Origin of the sequence: Candidatus Cloacimonas sp. (assembly GCA_035403355.1) — a bacterium.
Classification (GTDB): domain Bacteria; phylum Cloacimonadota; class Cloacimonadia; order Cloacimonadales; family Cloacimonadaceae; genus Cloacimonas.
Genome location: DAONFA010000028.1, coordinates 1 through 20663 on the forward strand (window position 1 = coordinate 1; position 20663 = coordinate 20663).

The window sequence follows — 20663 nt, forward strand, 5'->3', positions numbered from 1 at the left end:
ATCCGGAGAAACGACATCTTGTCGTTTCCCTGGCAACCGAGCTAATTCTTTACGCGGAATTGGTAGTAACAGAAAAAATTGGGATGTTATTTTTTGGTTGACCAGGACATCAACCCTCCGATCCGGAGAAACGACATCTTGTCGTTTCCCTGGCAACAGAGCTAATTCTTTACGCGGAATTAGCGGTAACGGAATAAATTGGGATGTTATTTTTGGTTGACCAGGAGGTCAACCATCCGATCCGGAGAAACGACATCTTGTCGTTTCCCTGCCAACAGAGCTAATTTTTTACGCAGAATTAGCGATAACGGAATAAATTGGGAGTGTTATTTTTGGTTGACCAGGAGGTCAACCTTCCGATCCGGAGAAACGACATCTTGTCGTTTCCCTGGCAACCGAGCTAATTATTTATACTTAATTGGAAGTAACGGAATAAATTGGGATGTTATTTTTTGGTTGACCAGGAGGTCAACCCTCCGAATTTTGTTCGGCCAGGACATCAACTCTCCGGTGATAATTCCTGCTTGACAAAAAAGGGCAGATTTTGGGCATAGGCAATATGAAAGCACATAAAGCAATAGCATTATTTTCCGGTGGACTGGATAGTATTTTGGCAGTTAAATGGATGCAAAGTAAGGGATATGCAGTTCATCCGGTTTTTTTTAAAGCTCCGTATTTGTTTCCTGAGCGAGCAATTCACTATGCCGAAAAAAATGATATTAATTTAGAAGTGATAGATGTATCTGAGGAGCATATAAAGTTATTGGATAATCCGGTTTACGGTTTTGGCAAATGGATGAATCCCTGTATTGACTGTCACGGTTTTATGTTTAAAAAAGCCGCAGAACTGATGTTGGAAAGGGATGCCGATTATCTTATAAGTGGTGAGGTGTTGGGTCAGAGGCCTAAAAGTCAAAGGCGTGATGCGCTGGACAGCGTTAGTAAGCTAAGCAATGTAAAGGACTTAATTATTAGACCCTTATCTCAAAATTTACTTCCTGATACATTGCCTATTAGAGAAGGTTGGGTTAATAAAAAAGATATGCTATCCTTTCAGGGTCGCGGTCGTTTAGCTCAATTAGCATTGGCAGAAGAATTAGGTGTAGTTGATTTTCCTTCTCCGGCAGGAGGTTGTTTACTTACAGATCGTAATTACTGTTTACGTTTGCGAGATCTGCAAAAGCACCATCAGGACAATCTACATTCAATTGAATTACTTGCTTATGGTCGTCATTTTCGTTTAACGAAAGAAGCGAAATTAATTATCGGAAGAGATGAGGCAGAAAACGAAACCCTAAGGCAGATATTTCAACAAGGGGTAATGCTTGAGGCAAAGGAATATACAGGACCTTTGGGTTTTATTACCGGAAAGCTAAATTATGAAACTCTGGATTTAGCACTTTCTCTCTTTGTATTGTATCATTCTAAAGTTCCGATTTTTACAACTATTAATGTTTGGAGAATTACCGATAATAAAATAACCGGTAAGATGATAAAGATTGCTACTAAGAGAGATAGAGAGTTAATTAAAAAATACCTTATCTCATATTCGTAAAGATAAAGGATAAAAAAATGATAAAAATTGAAAGCACTGTTCTACTGGAAAACTTTCAAACCAATACTTATCTGCTTTGGGAAGGAGATAGTTCCGAGGCATTTTTAATTGATCCCGCTTCTCCAAGCGAAGCTTTTCTGAAACGAATTAACCAGTTGGAACTGAAAGTTAAAATGATTATCAACACTCATGGTCATGCAGATCATATTGGAGGTAATCAATATTTTGCCAAGGCATTCAATTGCCCTGTTGCTATTCATCAGGCGGACGCAGAAATGCTTACCAATAACTGTAAAAATATGAGTACTTATATGGGTTATGAACTACAGTTAGCATCTCCTCAAATTATTTTGCAGGATGGCGATGAACTCTTTCTCGGTTCCGAGCAAGTGAAAGTGATTCACACTCCGGGGCATACTAAAGGTAGTATATGCCTTTTAGCTGGCAAATATTTAATTAGCGGAGATACTTTATTTGAACAAAGCATTGGCAGAACCGATTTCCCCGGAGGAAGCCACAGTGCAATTATTGATTCCATAAAAAATAAACTATTTGTTTTGAAGGATGATGTTTTAGTGTTTCCGGGGCATGGACCCTCCACTTCCATTGGTTTGGAAAAATTTAATAATCCATTTGTGAATTAGGACGCACGATGCAGCATAAAGTTCTTATTTTGGATTTTGGCTCTCAATATACTCAATTGATAGCCAGAAAAGTGCGTTCTTTACATATCTATTGTGAAATTCATCCCTTCAATATCAGGATGGAACAGATTCAATCCCTTGCCCCGCAAGCGATTATTTTTTCCGGAAGTCCTTATAGCATTAATGACCAGGATTCCCTGCAACCGGATGAAGGTATTTGGCAGCTGAGAATTCCCATATTAGGTATCTGCTATGGTATGCAATTGCTGGTAACTCATTTTGGGGGAACTGTTCTTGCGGCAACAAAAAGGGAATATGGTTCTGCCATTCTTAATATTATCAATCCAGGTAAATTGCTTTCAGGATTGGGGAATGGGGAACAGGTTTGGATGAGTCATAGCGATACCATTGCTGTTTTGCCAAAATGTTTTTCTGTATTGGCAGAAACGGAAAACTCACCTTTTGCTGTAATAGCTCATCAGGATTTACCCTTTTATGGTCTGCAGTTTCATCCGGAAGTAACAAATACAAAAAACGGAATAACAATCCTAAAGAATTTCCTGCTGGACATAGCAAAAGTTACGCCGGATTGGACAGCAAGTGTCTTTATCAGCTCCAGCATTGACTTAATAAGAAAACAAATAGGCAAGCAAAAAGTAGTTTTAGGTTTAAGCGGAGGTGTGGATTCCACTGTTACTGCTTTTTTACTTTATAAAGCAATTGGTAAGCAATTACTGCCAATTTTTGTTGATACAGGACTTATGCGCTATAAAGAAGCAGAAAGAATCCAAGAGACCTTTGAGGCATTTCCTGATCTGCAGATTCGCTATGTAGATGCCAGCAATATATTCCTTTCCCGGCTGAAAGGAATTACCGATCCCGAGAAAAAACGAAAAATTATCGGAAACACTTTTATTGAGGAATTTGAAAAAGTAGCTCAAGAGTATAAAGAAGTCCGCTATTTAGCTCAGGGAACTTTATATCCCGATGTAATTGAAAGTGCAGCTATTGCCGGAAAGACAGCTACGATAAAAAGTCATCATAATGTTGGCGGATTGCCGGAAAAGATGAAATTAACATTGATTGAGCCCTTAAGAGAACTTTTTAAGGATGAAGTTCGCGAAGTAGGCACTTTGCTTGGTTTACCGGAAACAATTGTGCAACGGCATCCTTTTCCGGGACCGGGTTTAGCCGTTAGAATCATTGGTGAGGTGGATGCAGAAAAGGTTAGAATTTTACAGCTGGCAGATGAAATCTTTATCAGTGAGCTGCAAAAAAACGGGCTCTATAATAGAACCTGGCAAGCATTTGCTGTTCTCTTACCGGTTAGAACAGTTGGCGTGATGGGTGATGAACGAAGTTACGAACAGGTTTGTGCCCTAAGAGCTGTTGATAGCGTTGACGGTATGACTGCAACCTGTTCTCAATTGCCTTTATCGTTTCTGCAGGAAGTTGCCAATAGAATATGTAACGAGGTTCAAGGTATCTCTCGCGTGGTTTATGATATTTCTTCCAAACCCCCAGCCACAATTGAGTGGGAATAAAAAATGCCCTGCCTAACTTATTTGAATGCTATGCAATTACATCTTGGGTTAAACGGAAAGATAAACTTTTATCTTGACAGAAAAAGCTCCTTTCCATTTTGGAATAATAAAGCCACTCATTTTAACGAGGTGGGGGCGTAGTTCAGTTTGGTTAGAACGTCTGCCTGTCACGCAGAAGGTCGCGAGTTCGAGTCTCGTCGCTCCCGCCATCTCATTAAAAAGTGGATAATCCTGTTCGCCGCGTTGGATAAATAATGTTTTTGCTATTCTTATTCAATCTCCTGATTGAAGTTCTATACTTCCTTTTATTTCCGTTTCTCTATCTATTTTTAAGGCAGAAGAAATATCTACCCGCTATTAAAGCTCAAGGAGAAGATATCCAAAAAGGAATTTTATTTCATTCTGCTTCAATGGGAGAATTAACTGCTATCAAAACCCTCGTAATAAAGCACTTGCAAGAACATCCGGAAGTAAAACTTAGTATTACAACCAGCACCGTTACCAGCTGCGCTGAAGCAAATAAAATAAGCCCTAAGGTGCATAGTTTTCTCTCTGTTCTGGATATTCCGCATTTACGCAATAAACAACTGAAACGCATTAACCCTGGTTTAATTTGTATTATAGAAACGGAAATTTGGCCTAATATGCTGCTGTGGGCAAAGCAGCATAAAGTTCCAGTGCTCTTTTTAAATGCCAGAATGTCTGCCCGCACTTTTAAAAGTTACCGGATGTTAAAATTTCTGTTTTGGTATTTACAAAGTCCTATAACCGAAATCCATACTCAAAGCAAAGAAGATGCTATGCGCTATCGGAAAATTTTCCGCAAGCCGGTTTTAATTAGCGGAAATCTGAAATTTTCGTTAGTGTTAAAGGACTATAATGCAGAACAGCTACGCACGGAATGGGGTTATAAAAAGGATGATTTTATCATCTGTTGGGGCTCAACCCGACCCGGTGAAGAAGAATTGCTGATTTCCCTGTTTCCGTTTTTAAAAGAAGCTATTCCCAATTTGCATTTAATTATAGCATTGCGGCATCCCCGACGCCTGGAGGAAGTGAAAGAGCTTTTGCTGAATTATTCCTACAGCTGTTTTACTACCAGAAACGAAAAGAGCCAAACCGAGGAAATTATGTTATTAGATACCCTGGGTATTTTATATCAAGCATATTGTATTTGTGATCTGGCAATTGTCGGGGGCTCTTTCTCTGATTTTGGGGGACATAATCCTCTGGAACCTGCTTATTACAAAAAGCCCGTTATTATCGGTCCCTATCACTATTCCTGTAAAGAATCAGTAAAAAAACTAAGACAGGCAGGTGGGATTATTATCAGTAATAAAGACGATTTAGGTAACGACTTGATAACGCTATATAAAAATATAGAACTAAGAGAAAAAATGGGTATAGCAGCAAAAAAGGTCTTGACTGAAAATGCCCGCACTTTGGATATTTATTTACAGGCATTGGAAAAATGGCTGAAGGAGGAATAATGCGTGAAGCAATGTTCTACATCCACGAAGGAAACAAAATCCGGTGTCAGCTTTGTCCACGCGAATGTTTATTAAGTGAAGGGAAAAAAGGATTTTGTCGCAGCCGGGAAGTGATTAATGGTTCGTTAATTGCTACTGCTTATGGAAAAACAACTTCTTTGGCTTTAGACCCGATAGAAAAGAAGCCACTCTATCATTTTCATCCCGGAAGTATGATTGTTTCTTTGGGTCCAAATTCCTGCAATTTAACCTGTAAGTATTGCCAAAACTGGGAAATCAGTCAACAGGAATATCCTACACGCTATCTGGCTATTGAAGATTTAATTCAGATAATCAGGGAACAAAAAAATCAGCAGGTTGCCTTCACTTACACGGAACCCTTAATGTGGTATGAATATATTTTGGATTTTGCAGCTCAAGCTTCGGATATTGATATTGTTTTAGTTACTAATGCCTATATTAACCAGGAGCCCTGGCGAAAAATCCTTAAAGTGATAAAAGCTGTTAATATAGATATAAAGTCCTATAGAGATAATTTTTACAGAGAGTTATGCGGTGGGAAACTGGAAGTTATTAAAGATAACATCATAATTGCCAAGGAAATAGGCGTGCATATTGAGCTTACTAATTTGCTTATTCCCGGCTATAATGATACCGAAGAAGAACTGCAGGATTTAGCTATGTTCATCGCCTCGGTAGATAAAAATATTCCTCTGCATATTTCTGCTTATCGTCCTGGTTACAAAATGACCGTAAGACCTACCACCGGAGAAGAAGTAGAAAATGCCTGTGCAATTGCCTCCCGTTATCTGAATTATGTTTATGCCGGAAATGTATATTCCGCAAGGTTTTCCAAGAGATAGATGAAGGCAAATTCAATCCTGAACGATTTAAGACCGGCAGATATTGGATTAATTGTCTTAGTTATATTAACTATCATTTTTTCAGGAGGATATTACTTTCGGCATAAACCGGATTCTAAAGTGTATATCTATAAAGCCAATCAACTCTTTGGCGTTTATTCCTTAAAACAGGATAAAATCATTACAATTGATGTACATAACACCGTGGAAATAAAAAACGGAAAAGTAAGAATGAAATTCGCAGATTGCCCTGATAAGCGTTGTGTTAAACAAGGTTTTACAAAATCAATGCCGATAATCTGCCTTCCTAATAAAGTGAGCATTGAAATTAAAGATAACCAGAATTCCAAAAAACTAATATTACAGTAGAAAAACAGATGTTACGATTTGCAATTTATGTTTCCAGCCATGGTTTTGGTCATTCAACCCGAATGAGCGCTTTAGCTGAAGAACTTATACAATTTGGTGTTTTCTGTCATATTATTTCAGACAAACCGGCTTATTTATATGCTAATCTCAATCCTCATTATTATACTCTTCATCCGAGGAAAATAGATGGGGGAGTTAAACATAGCGAAAATCTGAATGTAAATATCACGGAGACGGTTAATTCACTATTAGATTTACTTGATAGTCGCAACGAGATTATGGAGCGGGAAATAGAATTTCTGCGCCGGGAAAAGATTGATTGTATCATTGCGGATGTTCCCTTTCTGGTAAGTGATTTTGCAGCATATTGTAATATTCCTGTTTTTGCGGTAACCAATTTTGAATGGCATTTTATCTATCAGTCCATTTTTGCGCAGTTAGCACAAATAAAAGAAGTTAATACTGCTGAAAATAAGATAGATTTAGATCCCGTTTTGAACTTAATCTGGTCTTGTTATCAACGCTTTGATGAATGTTTTCGGCTTCCCTTCAGCACTGAGGAAAGTATGTCTGCTTTTCCGCACTTACAATCCTGTGGATTGCTTTCCCGCAAAAAGGAACACTATAACAACATCCGTTCCCGGTATAACCTAAAAGAAAATACACCTATATTACTTGTAATGTTTGGCGGCGAAGGAGCTATGGAATTAAACTATGCAGAACTCTGTTCAGCTTATGAAGGCATTGTTATTTCCACGCAAACGGGAGTGCAGGCAGAAAATCATATTCAGGTTAGCAAGGATGAGGATTTTTTAGACCTTATTTTTAGTGCAAACATCATTCTTTGTAAACCAGGTTATAGTTCCTTGGCAGAAGCAACGCAATTGGGCAAATTTATTATCTATTGTCCTCGCAAAAATTATCCGGAAGAAAAAGCTTTGATTGCAGGAATGCAAAAATATCCCAATTGCCTGCAGATAGGAACATTGCAACATAGCAGAGCAGAATGGAAATCTATATTTAACAGTATTCAACCCCACACTATAAAAACTAAAGCATATCGGAACTGCAACAGGGAAGTTGCCGGTATGGTGTTAAATAAATACAGTCAAAGGAAAGGAAACCAACTTATCAGCATTTTTGACCTTGGTTCCAACAACTTGAATTATTTACTCTATGATAGAGAAAAGCAGCAAGTTATCCATAAAACCCAGGTAACTACCTCTTTAGGGAAGAATTTCCGGAGGAACAGGATAAGCGCCTTACGGCTGAATAATGTAAAAAAGGCAATAAACAGTTTATTCCAGCTGGATTCTTATCTAAAATCCGAAAAAGTTCTTTTGGCAACTGGAGTAATGTGCAAGGCAGCTAACGCAGCTTCTTTAATTGATTGGATAACAAATAAATATGGCATCAGCTGTAGCATAATTTCACCAGAAGAAGAAATCCGGTATGCGTATTATGCAGCAAAAAATTATAGAAATGGGGAAGAGGCATCTCTGGCAATTGATATTGGTGGTTTTTCCACTGAGGTAATTGAGTTAAACAAGGAAAAGAAACAGCAGGGAATTAGTTTACCCTTTGGTCTAATAACTCTACTTAACGATTTTGATACAGAAATAGAAACTGCAGAGAATTATATCAAGGATATGCTGGCTACAATTCCTGATTACCATTGCCATAAACTTATCGGTATAGGGTTAACTTACACCTATCTAGCAGCAGTTGTTTATAAATGCAGCTATGCAGATATGGAAAAACAGGAGGGCAAAGCTATCAGCAAAAAGCAATTGCAGCATCTTTTGCAGTCAATTGCAAGGGAAGAGGAAGCAGAATATTTACCTTTTTTGCTGGAGGAAAGCTATCTCCCGGTACTTAAATTAAGCATAATTTTTAATATTTCTTTACTGGACAGATTTGAGGTCTCGGAAATTATTGTTTGTAATTCCGGAATATCAGTTGGCTATGCCAATTGGCTTTCCGCAAAGAAAAAACGCAAGGCACAGAAATGAAATTTTACATAGAGACCTACGGTTGTCAGATGAATGTGGCAGATAGTGAATTGATTGCCAGCATCTTAACTAAGGCAGGTCATCAGAAAGTTACTCAAATCGGAGAAGCAGAATTACTCCTATTTAATACTTGCAGCGTTCGCTCTCATGCCGAAGAAAGGGTTTTAGGCAGAATTCAAAGTGAGGGTCACCGAAAAAAAGATAATCCTCAGCTTAAAATTGGCGTAGTGGGCTGTATGGCACAACGCTTGGGGAAAGAATTGAAGCAGGAGAACCAGGTTGTAGATTTTATTATCGGAGTTGATCAGTATAAAAATCTTCCCGAAATCCTGCAAGGAAACATTGCTGCTACTTGTTTGACGGATTTAGATCAGACCGAGGTTTATAGAGGATTTTTGCCCTCACACCAGAGTAAGTTTTGTGCTTACATAACCATTATGCGGGGCTGTAATAATTTTTGTTCCTATTGCATAGTTCCATATCTGCGAGGACGGGAACGCAGCCGTCCCTGGCAGGAAATTATTCAAGATACAAGAACAGCAGGCAAGCAGGGAAGAAAAGACATTACTCTATTGGGGCAAAATGTTAATTCCTATCAAGATGCAGAGATGAATTTTCCTCGTCTGTTAGCACAACTTAACTGTCTGGAAGATATTTACCGCCTGAGATTTATCACTTCCCATCCGAAAGATTTATCCGATGAGCTGATAGAAGTTATCGCCAAATCCGCTAAAGTATGTGAGCATATACATTTACCCGTTCAAAGCGGAAGTGATCAAATCTTGCAGGAAATGAATCGTAATTACACTGTTCAGCACTACCTTGATTTAGTTACTAAATTGCGTAATGCAATACCACATATAGCAATAACTACAGATATTATGACCGGTTTTCCCAAAGAGACAAATGAGGATTTTCAGGATACTTTGTCACTAATGAAAGAAGTAGAATTTGACGACGCTTTTTGCTATAAATTCAGTCCACGACCCGGAACATTAGCAGCCGACTTTAAAGAGCAGGTTCCGGAACCGGAACGGCTGCTGTGTTTACAACAGATGATTGAACTGCAGCGAACTATTACTTTGAAAAAGAACAAAGCATTGATCGGTAGAACGGTTGAAGTTTACATTGAGGGCTATAGCAAAAAAAGCAAGGATATTGTTTTTGGAAAAACCCGTGATTTTAAGAATGCAGTTTTAAGGGGAAGCGAACAAGATTTTGGGACATTGCAAAAAGTGGAGGTTAAGGATGCCACGGCAAGCACGCTTAAGTGTTTTTAGTCAGACCTCAGAAAGTTGTGATAAGGCATATTATGTAAACTTGCATATCAGGGAGATAATTGCCTTAATCCCTAACCACTTATCCCCCGCATCTTTATTGGGCAGGGATGATATAAATGGTTAAGATGACAATGAATCAGATTGGCATTTGCATTTATGGCAGAAGCTATTTATTTTTAAGATATGGATTAGATTTCTGCTTTCGCAAAAATGACAATGGACTATAGGAATTACAATAAACAATGGAATTACAGCCCCCCTTTACTTTATAAAAAGGAGAAAAAATGAAAAGTATGACCGGTTTTGGCAGTGCTTTAATCAGTAGAGAAAATATGGATGTGGAAATTGAGATTAAGTCAATTAACGGAAGATTTCTGGATTTACGCCTATCACTTCCCAGAGAACTAAGTTTTTACGAAACAGAAATTAGGAAGCAGATTGTAAAGACCATTTCCCGTGGAACAGTGGAAATTAGAATCAATTTTAGTGATCACCGGGAACCGAAATTAATGTTAGATAAAACGAAATTACTAAAATATAATGAATTAGCTATAGAAGCAGCCAATCTTTTAGCCATTGAAGAGGTTATTTCCATAGAATTTTTATTGCAGGAGCCGGGGGTTATAGAAAGCAAGAATCGCTTAAGCGAAGATAGCGCCTTGGCTGCTATTTTAAATGAGGCATTGGAGATTTCTTTAAAGAGGATAAATGAATCAATGCTGGTGGAAGGAGAACAGATAAAGCAGGATTTGAGCGTCTCAATGCAAAAAATAGAGCAAGCGGTAAATACCATTGCTGAGCTTTGTGATCCCTTTAAGAAGGAACTTTTTGCCACAATGCACAGGCATATTGAAGAGCTTATTGGAACCTATAAAATTGAAAATCTGGAACAGCGTTTGATCCAGGAGCTGGCTATTTATGTGGATAAATATGATATTGGAGAAGAATTAAGCAGGTTAAAAGCACATATTCTTACTTTTGTAGCCACCTTGCAGGAAGAGGGGGATATTGGCAAGACGCTGAATTTCATTATTCAAGAAATGCAACGCGAAGCAAACACCTTAGGTTCAAAGTTTTCTACCGCACAAAGTTTTCCGCTGATTTTAACCATTAAAGAAGAAATTGAAAAGTGCCGGGAGATTGTGCAAAATGTTGCCTGAACCCATTCTAAAATGGAAATCCTGGCCCCTGGTGGAACGACCCTGGACATCTTTAATATTAATTCTCTTTTTGCTTATCCTCTCATTTTTATTATATTACATCGCTGTAATTAATTGGCAGCAACCGTTTTACTATATTTTAGGAATGCTTCTGGTTTTAGGTAACCTTCTCCCCTATTTTATCTTAACCGAATATGAACTGTATGAGGATAGAGTGCAGGTGCGTTATCTTTTTCTAAAAGTAAGCAGACCTTTTTCTGATTTTGGCTGTTTTTATGAAGATAAGCGCGGGATAATGCTTTCCACTTTTACAGCTCCCAGGCGGTTAGATGCTTTTCGGGGCTTATCTTTACGGTTTTCTGCCGATAAAAAAGAGCGCGAGCAATTAATTTTTATTCTGATGCAAAAAATAGGCAAGAAATACTGAGGAACAATATGAATTACAATGAATTAAGAAAGGCGATATTAGATTATTTGAAGCGTAATCCCCATACTGGATTGTCCTACAATGAATTAGTTAATACTTTTCAGCTGCATAACACGGAAAAGTCCTTACTTAGCAAAATTTTAAGCGGATTACAGGAAGAAGAAGTTATAACCAAAAACCGCAAGAAGTATCAATTACTTCAAACACCGGAAGAGCAAGAGTCCTCCCCCACTTCCAATCCCAAATTATTACAGGGAATTTTTGATGCCACCTCTCTTTCCAAGGGTTTGTCTTTTGCCTTTATCCGAACTCCCCAACGAGATTACTATGTGGCTGAAGAAGATACCTATAATGCCTTTCACAATGATGTAGTTGCTTTTGAGCCAAAATACCGAAAAGGTCATCAGGATTATGCTATTATCAGGAAAATTGTAAAAAGGAGCTCTGACAAGCTGGCTGGAGAGCTTTCTGTAAAGAGTGGAAGTAGCGTTTTTATTTGCAGCAATCCCAAAATATTCAGATGGTTCATTGTTAATGATAACGGGGGTGCCAAAAATGGAGATAAAGTTGTTATCCAGGTTGTTAACTGGGGAAATCCTTTTGCAGGACTATTGCCTGTAGGTAAAGTTATTGAAGTATTGGGTCCCTCAGGTGACCCGCAAGTTGAACTTCTTACAGTGATTCGGCAGTATAATCTGCCTTTGGAATTTCCGGAAGATGTATTAGCCGAGGCAAATCAGCTTCCAGAGAAAATAAGCCCGGAGGACTATCGTCAGCGGAGGGATTTGCGTAATCTTTATACTTTTACCATAGACCCGATTACTGCAAAGGATTTTGATGATGCTATTGCTATTGAAAAAATGGCTAATGGTTGGCGTCTATATGTGCATATTGCTGATGTAGCACATTATTTATCGGTATCGGGGGCAATTTTTCAGGAAGCCGCTAAAAGAGGAAACAGTTTTTATTTCCCGAAGATGGTCATTCCTATGCTCCCGGAACGCATTTCCAATCTTATTTGCAGTTTGCGTCCCGAGGAAGAAAAGCTGTGTTTAACCGTGCAAACGGATTTTGACAGCAAAGGCAGGATTCTGGAACAGCAAATTTATGAAAGCGTTATTTGCAGTAAAGCGCGGCTGAATTATGACGAAGTGGATGTTTTATTTGCCGGCAAAGAATCGGATTTAACTGAAGAGCTGAAGCAATATCTATTGGAGGCAAGAGCTCTCTCCCGGCTTTTAACAAAACAACGCTTAGATGCCGGTTACATCTTTTTTGATTTACCGGATATTGAATATGAATATGATGAGAACGGCTTTTTGAAACATTTAAATTTAGCAGAGGAAACGGAGAGTCATAAGTTAATTGAAAACTTTATGCTGATTGCCAACGAATATGTGGCAAAACGCCTTTCGCAAACTGCTCCAGCAACGCTATACCGCATTCATGAAGACCCCGATTTTAACAAGCTGGAACGGTTTATTGAACTTCTCTCCTATTATGGAGTTAAATGGGTAATGTATGAAGACCTGAATAAATCGCTTCAATATCTGTTAAATTCATTTCCTAATGAGGCATATCATCGTGTTTTTGATCGCATTGCCTTAAGGAGTATGAAAAAAGCCAAATACAGCACCGAACACATTCATCATTTCGGTTTAGGGATGGAATATTACACTCATTTTACCAGCCCCATCCGCCGTCTTTGCGATCTGGTTATTCATTATTTATGCAAAACCTGGTTATGCCACAGCAGTTCACAGCAATTTTCTGCTTCACAGCTTAAACATTATGCGGAAGTAGCTTCCGAACAGGAAATTCAGGCAGACCAATCGGAACGCGATATAGAAAGAGTTTACAGCCGCACTCTGTTGCAAGAGCACGAAGGAGAAATTTACTCCGGAATGGTTATCTCTGCAAATTCCGGAGGTTTAATTGTCCAATTGGATGAAATTCCGGTTACGGGAATTATTAAAGAAATGAATTTAGGAGAAGGTAACTTTGATTTCATAGAACCAGAAATGCGCTTTGTGAATCGTAGAACTCATCAGTATTATCAGTTGATGGATACTTTAGAGGTTATTATCAGCTATGTTGAAGATGATATATACTTGGATCCTTTCCCTGAAACCCTGCGTCATAATGCCCCCAAATCCAAAACATTAACCTCCTCAAAACCCTCTTCCAGAGCGAAATCCCCGGCGTCACCAAAAAACAGACAGACGAAATCCTCTTCATCATCCAAAGCCCGTTCTGCAAAATCAACGAACTCAAGAGGCCATAAATGAAAAAAGCTATCGGTATTTTTGATTCCGGAGTTGGTGGTTTAACCGTTTATAAAGCCATCCGAAATGCCTTTCCGGAAGAGGATATTATATATTTTGGCGATACTGCCAGAGTGCCCTACGGTCCCAAATCACCCAATACAATCATTGAGTATTCTCTCCAAAATGCCCGGTTTTTATTGCAACAGGGAATCAAGATTCTTATTATTGCCTGCAATACATCCTCCGCAGTAGCTCTTCCCGCCTTGCAAAAATTAACTGACATCCCGATTATCGGAGTTATTGAACCGGGTGCGGAACAGGCAGCTAAAACAACGAAAAATAATCGCATTGGCGTTATCGGAACCGAAGGAACTATAAATAGCGGTGCTTATCCTGCAGCGATAAAAAAATTCCTTCCCGAAGTGCAAATTTTTTCGGTTGCCTGCCCTCTATTTGTTCCTTTGGTTGAAGAGGGCTGGTTGGAACATCCTGCTGCAGAACTAATTACCAAAGAATACCTGGTTCCTTTGAAAGAACATAATATAGATACCCTGGTTTTGGGGTGCACTCATTATCCCTTGCTTTCTAAAATCATTCAACAGGTTATGGGACAGGAAGTTACTTTGGTGGATAGTGCAATGGCAATTGCTGATTATCTGAGCATTTATTTAAGTAGTGAAACCGATGGACAGAAAGGGATGGATACTTTCTATGTAAGCGATAACGAAGCTAAATTTGCCTGCATAGCAGAACGCATTTTGAATTCCCGCTGCGGCAATTTAACCAAAGTCCGTCTCTTTGAAAGCTGGTTCAAGGAATAAAACCCAATAACCGGGAAGGAATTATCCTAATGAAAACGGTATCTTATTCTCTCACATATAAATTGAACTCGGCTTTGATCCTGCCGTTAACTTTTTTTGCCTCTTTTTATTGTTTCCTTACTGCCAACTTATATGCTGCTAAATACATTCCCGTATCATTCCCATATCGCGATACGGGCACGATACGGGAATCATATCGGAATGATAATGCCAAAACACAAGAAGCAAAAAGCAAGCAAGAGCTTTTCATTGGCGTAAAGCTTAACCCTTTATTCTGTTCCATCTCAAATTTTCCCCAAGCTATTTCAAGACATACTAATAACATACCAGAATATGAATTAATTATATGAGATGATATAAATATTTAAATTAAGTATATAGAGGTAATATTATGGAACCCTTAATTTTAACTGCTGCTATCACCGGAGCTGAAACCTCCCGCAAAGATCAGCCCAATTTACCGTTAACTCCCCTGGAACAGGCAGAAGAAGCCAAGGCCTGTTTTGAGGCAGGAGCCCGAGTTATTCATTTGCATATCCGCGAAGATGACGGCAGACCTTCCCAACGACTGGATCGCTTTCAGGAAGCCATTTCTGCTATTCGGAAAGCAGTTCCCGAAATCATAATTCAAATCAGCACGGGTGGTGCTGTGGGCGAGTCCTTTGATAAACGGCTTGCTCCTTTAGCTTTAAAACCAGAAATGGCAACTCTTAACGCCGGCACTTTAAATTTTGGCGATGATATTTTCATCAATCATCCGGCAGATATAATTCGCCTGGCAGAGGCGTTTAAGAACTATGATGTCGTTCCTGAAATTGAGGTTTACGAATCGGGGATGATTGATGCTGTAGCAAAACTTATTAAAAAAGGGGTTATAACTCACAGTCCTTTGCACATTCAATTCGTTCTTGGTGTCCCCGGAGGAATGAATGGTAAGCCCAAAAACCTGATGTATATGATTGAACATTTGAAGGAAGAAATTCCCTCTGCAACCTGGGCTGTAGCTGGAATTGGCAAATGGCATATTCCAACATCGTTAATTGCGATGGTTACAGGAGGTCATATCCGCTGTGGTTTTGAAGATAACATCTTTTATTATAAGGGAGTAGTTGCTCAGTCCAATGCTCAGTTAGTAGCTCGCCTGGCAAGAATTGCCCAGGAAATTGGCCGTCCTCTTGCAACTCCGGAACAGGCGCGAGCGATTTTTGCTTTAAAAAGATAGCAGGAGTGAGGATGGAATTAACAGAAAATGCATTGAAGGTATTGGAAAAAAGATATTTCCGTAAAGATGAAAATGGGGTTCTTAAAGAGGACTGGGATAAAATGCTTACTCGCGTTGCCTCTAATATTGCAGGTGAAGACGCGGAAAAGGCTGATCGTTTTCATCGGTTGATGGATGCGGGTTATTTTTTACCCAATTCCCCCACTCTGATGAATGCCGGAAGTGATTTACAACAGCTCTCCGCCTGTTTCGTTTTGCCTATTGAAGACAGTATGGAAAGCATTTTTGAAACGGTAAAAAATGCTGCTTTAATACATAAAAGCGGAGGTGGAACCGGTTTTTCTTTCAGTCACTTAAGAGAAGCTAATGCCCGAGTTCGTTCTACCAATGGAGTTTCCAGTGGACCGCTATCCTTTCTGAAAGTTTTTAATGCTGCAACCGATGCTGTTAAACAAGGAGGAACGCGTAGAGGAGCCAATATGGCTATCTTAAATGTGGATCATCCCCAGATTTTAGATTTTATCACCTGCAAGGAAAATCCCGCGGAACTTACCAATTTTAATATCAGTGTTGGTATTACCGAGGAATTTATGCAGGCGGTAGCCAATGATGCTGAATATAATCTTATTTCTCCTCACACGGGAACTATTATCAAAACGCTGAAAGCTGCAGATGTTTTTGCTTTAATTGTGCAGATGGCTCATAAAAACGGCGAACCGGGAATTGTTTTTTTAGACCGGATGAATAATTCCAATCCTACTCCAATTTTGGGAAAAATTGAATCCACCAATCCCTGCGGAGAACAACCCTTACTTCCTTATGAGTCCTGTAATTTGGGTTCTCTCAATCTTGCTCTGTTTATTAAAGACGGAGATGTGGACTGGGATAAACTGCAAAAGGCGATATATGACAGCGTGGATTTTTTGGATGCAGTTATTGATGTTTCCCGTTATCCTTTGCCACAAATTGAAAGTGTTTCCAGGGCAAATCGCAAAATAGGTTTGGGGGTAATGGGTTGGGCTGATATGTTGTTTCAGTTAAAAATACCTTATGCCAGTGAGGAAGCGCTTGCTCTTGCCTCTAAAGTGATGGAATTTATAGATTTTAACGCTAAAATGCAATCTCTAAAACTGGCTGCTGAAAAATGTGCATTCCCCAATTTTGCCAAAAGTATTTATGCTGAGGGCAGCTTAAAACGGGAAAAATTATTCCAGGATTGGGACTACTTAAAAGCAAGAATACAAAAGGAAGGAATTCGCAATGCTACTCTTACTACTATTGCTCCAACAGGGACAATTAGTATGATTGCCGATACTTCCAGCGGAATTGAACCCCAATTTTCGCTTGCCTATGTGAAAAATGTGATGGATGGAGAGAAACTGCTCTATGTGAATAAATATTTACAGCAAGCTTTGGAAGAGAAGGGAATCTGTAATGAGGAATTGCTGGAAAAAATTTTAACCCGCGGTTCTCTTGCTGGAATTGAGGGTATCCCGGACGATTTGCAAAAGGTTTTTCAAACAGCTCACGATATTAGCCCTGAATGGCATATCAGAATGCAGGCAGCATTTCAAAATTATACAGATAATGCAGTTAGCAAAACCATAAATTTCCCTAATTCAGCTACGGTGGAGGATATTAAAAGTAGCTATGAACTTGCCTATCAGCTTGGCTGTAAAGGAGTTACTGTTTATAGGGATGGCAGCAGAGAAAATCAGGTGCTCTCTTTAGGGACAAAAACATCCTCAGCCGATAAAAGCGAAAAAAAGGTTGCTCCCAGAACCAGACCGGAAATAACTAAAGGTGTAACTCAACGCCTGGAAACAGGTTGCGGGCATATGTATGTAACTATTAATACCGATACTCAAGGTGCCTGTGAGGTCTTTATTCAAATGGGAAAAGTGGGTGGATGTGCTTCTGCTCAATTGGAAGCTATTGCGCGGCTGGTATCTTTAGCTCTGCGTTCTCAAATTAAGATTGAATCTATTACCCGTCAGCTGAAAGGAATTCGCTGTCCATCCCCGATGTGGAATAAAGGAACGATGATAACTTCCTGCGGAGATGCAGTCGGCAAAGCTTTGGAGCAATTCGTTACCCTTTATAACAAAAGCGATTTTCAGGTATCCGATATTGCTGAAGAATCCCCAGGTTTCGCTGTGGAACAGACGCTGGGAAACGGTTTTGCTCTTTGTCCCGATTGTGGAAATACCATTGAACATATTGAAGGATGCTTGAAATGTCCCGTCTGTGGTTGGAGTAAATGTTAACCAGTTCTTGACAAAAGCAATGCCTGAATTTTTTTGCCTTTCTATATAAGATACGGCAAATTCCTTCGTGGTAACCTGGAATGCTGTTCTTAAACTTTTTTTCCCTGTCTGCCGAATAAAAAAGATTTGCCAGACCCAATAAAGGAGTATAAATGCGGTGTAAATATTGTAACGCCCGTCTTGCTGTTCACGATATCTGGTGTATGCAATGCGGTAAACAAACGCCTGTAATAAAAAATGAACTTTATGCAATGAAGTCCTTTTCGGAAACCTGGAATTCCTATAAGGGTAAAATGACCTCTTCCCTACCTGGAGCTGCTTTTGCTCTAATTTTGGGTCTAATTCCGATTGCGGTTTTAATTTGGCTCTTCAGCAGCATAATTCAACTGGAAAGTGATAATGCTGCCCGGATGTTATTAAACCTGGTGATTAAATCCGTTGCTTTTTCACTTTTTATACCTTTCGTTTTAATTGCCTTTAAGCCGATTTGCCAGCATAATGAATATCATCTGAAACTTTCAGAGATGTTTGCTGCATTACGCGTTTATCCGCGGTATTTTCTTTGGACACTTATCAATGCGTTGTTTTTTTGTGTTATCTATATTATATGTTTTGGTTTACCCAATTTTGCCTCTGCACCCATTTTACATCTGGTTTGGCTGGTTTTAGTTAACTATTGGGTTGCCATCAGTTTACCTTCTTTGGTTCTAATGGAAGAAAGGTCTTTCAATCCTTGGCAGGCAATCAGGATGTCCTATTTGCATTTTCAGGGTGTTCGCTGGAATATCTATTTACTGGCTTTAGTGTTAGCGGTTTTAAACGCTTTCGGTTGTATGTTATTTGCGTTATTGCTAATTCCCGAAGCGTTAATTTTGCCTCTATCTCTTTTTGCGGTGCGAGATTATACCCGGCGTTTACTTGATTTTGAACTGCTGAATTATAGATTGTGAGGTTTTGCTTTATGAAACGCAGAGAAATTATATCCCTTTTTATTTTAATCCTGGTTATCAGTTTCGGTGCCTACCGATATTTTACTCGCTCCTTCACAGAAACTAAAAGTCAATACCTGATGGATACGATTGTAGAAATCTCCGCTACTTCGCAAAGCAAAAATGTCGGCAGCCAGATAGATTCAATTTATAAGTATATTCACGAGTTGGAGAATAAATTAAACGAATACAACCCCGAAAGTTATCTGGGCAAAATCAATGCTGATACCGTTAATACTGTTTTTCCGATGGACCCCGATGTATATAATTTACTTTCTCTTGCAGATAGTTTATATCAAATGACGGGTGGAGCTTTTGACCCTACCATTAAGCCCGTTTGGGATTTATGGGGGTTTAATACTGAAAACCCTGTCCCCCCGGATTCTTTAAGCATAAAAAATATGCTGAAAAAAGTGGACTTCAGCAAGATTAAATACGATTCCCGAAAGCTTGTTAAACCCAGGGGAATGCAGCTTACTTTTGGTGCTATTGCCAAAGGTTACATTCTGGATAAGGCAAAAGAATATATGCAAGCGCAAAAATTGGATAGCGGATATATCAATTGTCGTAGTTCAATGGTTTTTACCGGCTATAAAAAACCCCAGCTTGTGTATATTACGCATCCAAGTAAACCGGATGATTATATTGCCAGTTTCAAAGTGCTGAATCAGAGCGTTTCCACTTCTGGAGATTATCAACAGTTCTTTGAATACAATGGCATTCGCTATCATCATATCCTTAATCCCTTAACCGGTTATCCGGTTCCGGATGTGCATTCGGTAACTGTGTTATGTTCTTCTGCTGCGTGGTCGGACGGACTTTCCACAGCTCTTTTTTTGCTTCCTCCGGAATCGGCACTTAGTGCAATTAAACACAAACCCGATTGTGAAGCAATTATTTATTACAGTAAAGATGATTCTCTCGTTTCCTTGAAAACAGCTGGAATGAAAGATAGAGGTTTGAACGAAAATTTATGACTTTTCCCGATATTCAATCCCAGGAAGATAACCGGAAAATAACAATTGATAAAGTTGGCGTGAAAGGTATTCGCTACCCCGTCGTTGTGCAAGATAGAGAAGGCATCCAACATAGTGTTGCCGATTTAAATATCTATGTAGAACTTACTCATCAGCTTCGGGGAACCCATATGAGCCGTTTCCTGGAAATTCTGAACAAGTATCACACCGAGGTCTTTATTGATAAACTGGATGTCTTTCTAAGCGAATTGAAAAGAACGCTGAAAGCGGATGCCGCTTATATAGATATAATGTTTCCTTTTTTTATGAAAAAGCAGGCACCTGTTTCCCGCGTTTCTTCTCTGCTAAACTATGACTGCTGTTTTAATGCCTCGTTCAAAGAGAATTTTGAACTCTGGATTAGTGTGTATGTTCCGGTTACAACTTTATGCCCCTGCTCTAAAGCAATAAGCGTTTCCGGAGCTCATAATCAACGCTCCCGGATATTTATTAAAGTTCGTTACACGGAGTTTGTGTGGCTGGAAGAACTTATTCAACTGGCGGAAAAACATTCCAGCTGTGAGATTTACCCCCTGTTAAAACGCACAGACGAAAAATATGTAACCGAAAAGGCATATCGTAATCCTAAATTCGTGGAAGATGTAGTGCGGGAAATTACTTTGGAACTTAGCAAAGATAAACGCATCAACGGATTTTATGTAGAAGCGGAAAACTTTGAATCTATTCACAATCACAATGCTTATGCCCTGATAAGCAGAATTTAATCTATCTAAGGT

Annotated in this window: 19 protein-coding genes and 1 tRNA gene; all 20 read left to right on the forward strand. The window is 39.2% G+C overall.

The window, feature by feature from the left end; all coding sequences use genetic code 11:
* Window positions 1–559 precede the first annotated feature (559 nt).
* A complete protein-coding gene (locus PLE33_07270) occupies window positions 560–1555 on the forward strand; it encodes a tRNA (5-methylaminomethyl-2-thiouridylate)-methyltransferase (protein HPS61050.1) in 996 nt (331 codons plus the stop codon).
* A gap of 17 nt (window positions 1556–1572) precedes the next feature.
* Window positions 1573–2199 carry an MBL fold metallo-hydrolase gene (locus tag PLE33_07275; protein HPS61051.1) on the forward strand — a complete coding sequence of 209 codons (627 nt, stop codon included), beginning with the start codon at window positions 1573–1575 and terminating at the stop codon, window positions 2197–2199.
* Window positions 2200–2207: 8 nt separating this feature from the next.
* The gene (guaA, locus tag PLE33_07280) at window positions 2208–3743 is read left to right on the forward strand and encodes a glutamine-hydrolyzing GMP synthase (GenBank protein HPS61052.1); all 1536 of its coding nucleotides are present in this window, start codon (window positions 2208–2210) and stop codon (window positions 3741–3743) included.
* A 131-nt stretch (window positions 3744–3874) separates the two neighbouring features.
* Window positions 3875–3952: transfer RNA gene (locus PLE33_07285), tRNA-Asp, on the forward strand.
* 45 nt (window positions 3953–3997) lie between these two features.
* Window positions 3998–5233 (forward strand): glycosyltransferase N-terminal domain-containing protein, encoded by a 1236-nt coding sequence (locus PLE33_07290; protein ID HPS61053.1) that lies wholly within the window; start codon window positions 3998–4000, stop codon window positions 5231–5233.
* The gene (gene amrS / locus PLE33_07295) at window positions 5233–6096 is read left to right on the forward strand and encodes an AmmeMemoRadiSam system radical SAM enzyme (GenBank protein ID HPS61054.1); all 864 of its coding nucleotides are present in this window, start codon (window positions 5233–5235) and stop codon (window positions 6094–6096) included. The genes PLE33_07290 and amrS overlap by 1 nt, the downstream gene beginning before the upstream one ends.
* Complete coding sequence (locus tag PLE33_07300; protein ID HPS61055.1) at window positions 6097–6465, forward strand: NusG domain II-containing protein; 369 nt, start codon at window positions 6097–6099, stop codon at window positions 6463–6465.
* Between the two features lie 8 nt (window positions 6466–6473).
* A complete protein-coding gene (locus PLE33_07305) occupies window positions 6474–8477 on the forward strand; it encodes a hypothetical protein (GenBank protein ID HPS61056.1) in 2004 nt (667 codons plus the stop codon).
* The gene (gene miaB, locus PLE33_07310; protein HPS61057.1) at window positions 8474–9757 is read left to right on the forward strand and encodes a tRNA (N6-isopentenyl adenosine(37)-C2)-methylthiotransferase MiaB; all 1284 of its coding nucleotides are present in this window, start codon (window positions 8474–8476) and stop codon (window positions 9755–9757) included. The genes PLE33_07305 and miaB overlap by 4 nt, the downstream gene beginning before the upstream one ends.
* Window positions 9726–9881 carry a hypothetical protein gene (locus tag PLE33_07315; protein ID HPS61058.1) on the forward strand — a complete coding sequence of 52 codons (156 nt, stop codon included), beginning with the start codon at window positions 9726–9728 and terminating at the stop codon, window positions 9879–9881. The genes miaB and PLE33_07315 overlap by 32 nt, the downstream gene beginning before the upstream one ends.
* A 160-nt stretch (window positions 9882–10041) precedes the next feature.
* A complete protein-coding gene (locus tag PLE33_07320; protein ID HPS61059.1) occupies window positions 10042–10917 on the forward strand; it encodes a YicC family protein in 876 nt (291 codons plus the stop codon).
* A complete protein-coding gene (locus tag PLE33_07325; protein ID HPS61060.1) occupies window positions 10907–11344 on the forward strand; it encodes a hypothetical protein in 438 nt (145 codons plus the stop codon). Before PLE33_07320 ends, PLE33_07325 begins: the two co-directional genes overlap by 11 nt.
* 8 nt (window positions 11345–11352) lie before the next feature.
* Window positions 11353–13632 carry a VacB/RNase II family 3'-5' exoribonuclease gene (locus tag PLE33_07330; GenBank protein HPS61061.1) on the forward strand — a complete coding sequence of 760 codons (2280 nt, stop codon included), beginning with the start codon at window positions 11353–11355 and terminating at the stop codon, window positions 13630–13632.
* Complete coding sequence (gene murI, locus PLE33_07335) at window positions 13629–14432, forward strand: glutamate racemase (protein HPS61062.1); 804 nt, start codon at window positions 13629–13631, stop codon at window positions 14430–14432. Before PLE33_07330 ends, murI begins: the two co-directional genes overlap by 4 nt.
* Before the next feature lie 29 nt (window positions 14433–14461).
* The gene (locus PLE33_07340) at window positions 14462–14782 is read left to right on the forward strand and encodes a hypothetical protein (GenBank protein ID HPS61063.1); all 321 of its coding nucleotides are present in this window, start codon (window positions 14462–14464) and stop codon (window positions 14780–14782) included.
* Between the two features lie 41 nt (window positions 14783–14823).
* Window positions 14824–15654: a 3-keto-5-aminohexanoate cleavage protein gene (locus tag PLE33_07345; protein HPS61064.1), complete on the forward strand. Its 831-nt coding sequence runs from the start codon at window positions 14824–14826 to the stop codon at window positions 15652–15654.
* Window positions 15655–15665: 11 nt separating this feature from the next.
* Window positions 15666–17921 carry a vitamin B12-dependent ribonucleotide reductase gene (locus PLE33_07350; protein ID HPS61065.1) on the forward strand — a complete coding sequence of 752 codons (2256 nt, stop codon included), beginning with the start codon at window positions 15666–15668 and terminating at the stop codon, window positions 17919–17921.
* 152 nt (window positions 17922–18073) lie between these two features.
* Entirely contained in the window at window positions 18074–18871 is a 798-nt protein-coding gene (locus tag PLE33_07355) for a hypothetical protein (GenBank protein HPS61066.1), read from the forward strand.
* A gap of 11 nt (window positions 18872–18882) precedes the next feature.
* Window positions 18883–19887, forward strand: coding sequence for an FAD:protein FMN transferase (locus PLE33_07360; protein ID HPS61067.1), 1005 nt, complete (start codon window positions 18883–18885; stop codon window positions 19885–19887).
* A complete protein-coding gene (folE2, locus tag PLE33_07365; protein HPS61068.1) occupies window positions 19884–20651 on the forward strand; it encodes a GTP cyclohydrolase FolE2 in 768 nt (255 codons plus the stop codon). The genes PLE33_07360 and folE2 overlap by 4 nt, the downstream gene beginning before the upstream one ends.
* Window positions 20652–20663 lie beyond the last annotated feature (12 nt).

Bases quoted from the DNA above. Each gene is read 5' to 3' on its own strand.
- PLE33_07330 (HPS61061.1), top strand. From the start codon at position 11,353: ATGAATTACAATGAATTAAGAAAGGCGATATTAGATTATTTGAAGCGT.
- guaA (HPS61052.1), top strand. From the start codon at position 2,208: ATGCAGCATAAAGTTCTTATTTTGGATTTTGGCTCTCAATATACTCAA.
- PLE33_07325 (HPS61060.1), top strand. From the start codon at position 10,907: ATGTTGCCTGAACCCATTCTAAAATGGAAATCCTGGCCCCTGGTGGAA.
- miaB (HPS61057.1), top strand. From the start codon at position 8,474: ATGAAATTTTACATAGAGACCTACGGTTGTCAGATGAATGTGGCAGAT.
- murI (HPS61062.1), top strand. From the start codon at position 13,629: ATGAAAAAAGCTATCGGTATTTTTGATTCCGGAGTTGGTGGTTTAACC.
- PLE33_07300 (HPS61055.1), top strand. From the start codon at position 6,097: ATGAAGGCAAATTCAATCCTGAACGATTTAAGACCGGCAGATATTGGA.
- PLE33_07340 (HPS61063.1), top strand. From the start codon at position 14,462: ATGAAAACGGTATCTTATTCTCTCACATATAAATTGAACTCGGCTTTG.
- PLE33_07315 (HPS61058.1), top strand. From the start codon at position 9,726: ATGCCACGGCAAGCACGCTTAAGTGTTTTTAGTCAGACCTCAGAAAGT.
- folE2 (HPS61068.1), top strand. From the start codon at position 19,884: ATGACTTTTCCCGATATTCAATCCCAGGAAGATAACCGGAAAATAACA.
- amrS (HPS61054.1), top strand. From the start codon at position 5,233: ATGCGTGAAGCAATGTTCTACATCCACGAAGGAAACAAAATCCGGTGT.
- PLE33_07290 (HPS61053.1), top strand. From the start codon at position 3,998: ATGTTTTTGCTATTCTTATTCAATCTCCTGATTGAAGTTCTATACTTC.
- PLE33_07305 (HPS61056.1), top strand. From the start codon at position 6,474: ATGTTACGATTTGCAATTTATGTTTCCAGCCATGGTTTTGGTCATTCA.
- PLE33_07360 (HPS61067.1), top strand. From the start codon at position 18,883: ATGAAACGCAGAGAAATTATATCCCTTTTTATTTTAATCCTGGTTATC.
- PLE33_07320 (HPS61059.1), top strand. From the start codon at position 10,042: ATGAAAAGTATGACCGGTTTTGGCAGTGCTTTAATCAGTAGAGAAAAT.
- PLE33_07270 (HPS61050.1), top strand. From the start codon at position 560: ATGAAAGCACATAAAGCAATAGCATTATTTTCCGGTGGACTGGATAGT.
- PLE33_07355 (HPS61066.1), top strand. From the start codon at position 18,074: ATGCGGTGTAAATATTGTAACGCCCGTCTTGCTGTTCACGATATCTGG.
- PLE33_07275 (HPS61051.1), top strand. From the start codon at position 1,573: ATGATAAAAATTGAAAGCACTGTTCTACTGGAAAACTTTCAAACCAAT.
- PLE33_07350 (HPS61065.1), top strand. From the start codon at position 15,666: ATGGAATTAACAGAAAATGCATTGAAGGTATTGGAAAAAAGATATTTC.
- PLE33_07345 (HPS61064.1), top strand. From the start codon at position 14,824: ATGGAACCCTTAATTTTAACTGCTGCTATCACCGGAGCTGAAACCTCC.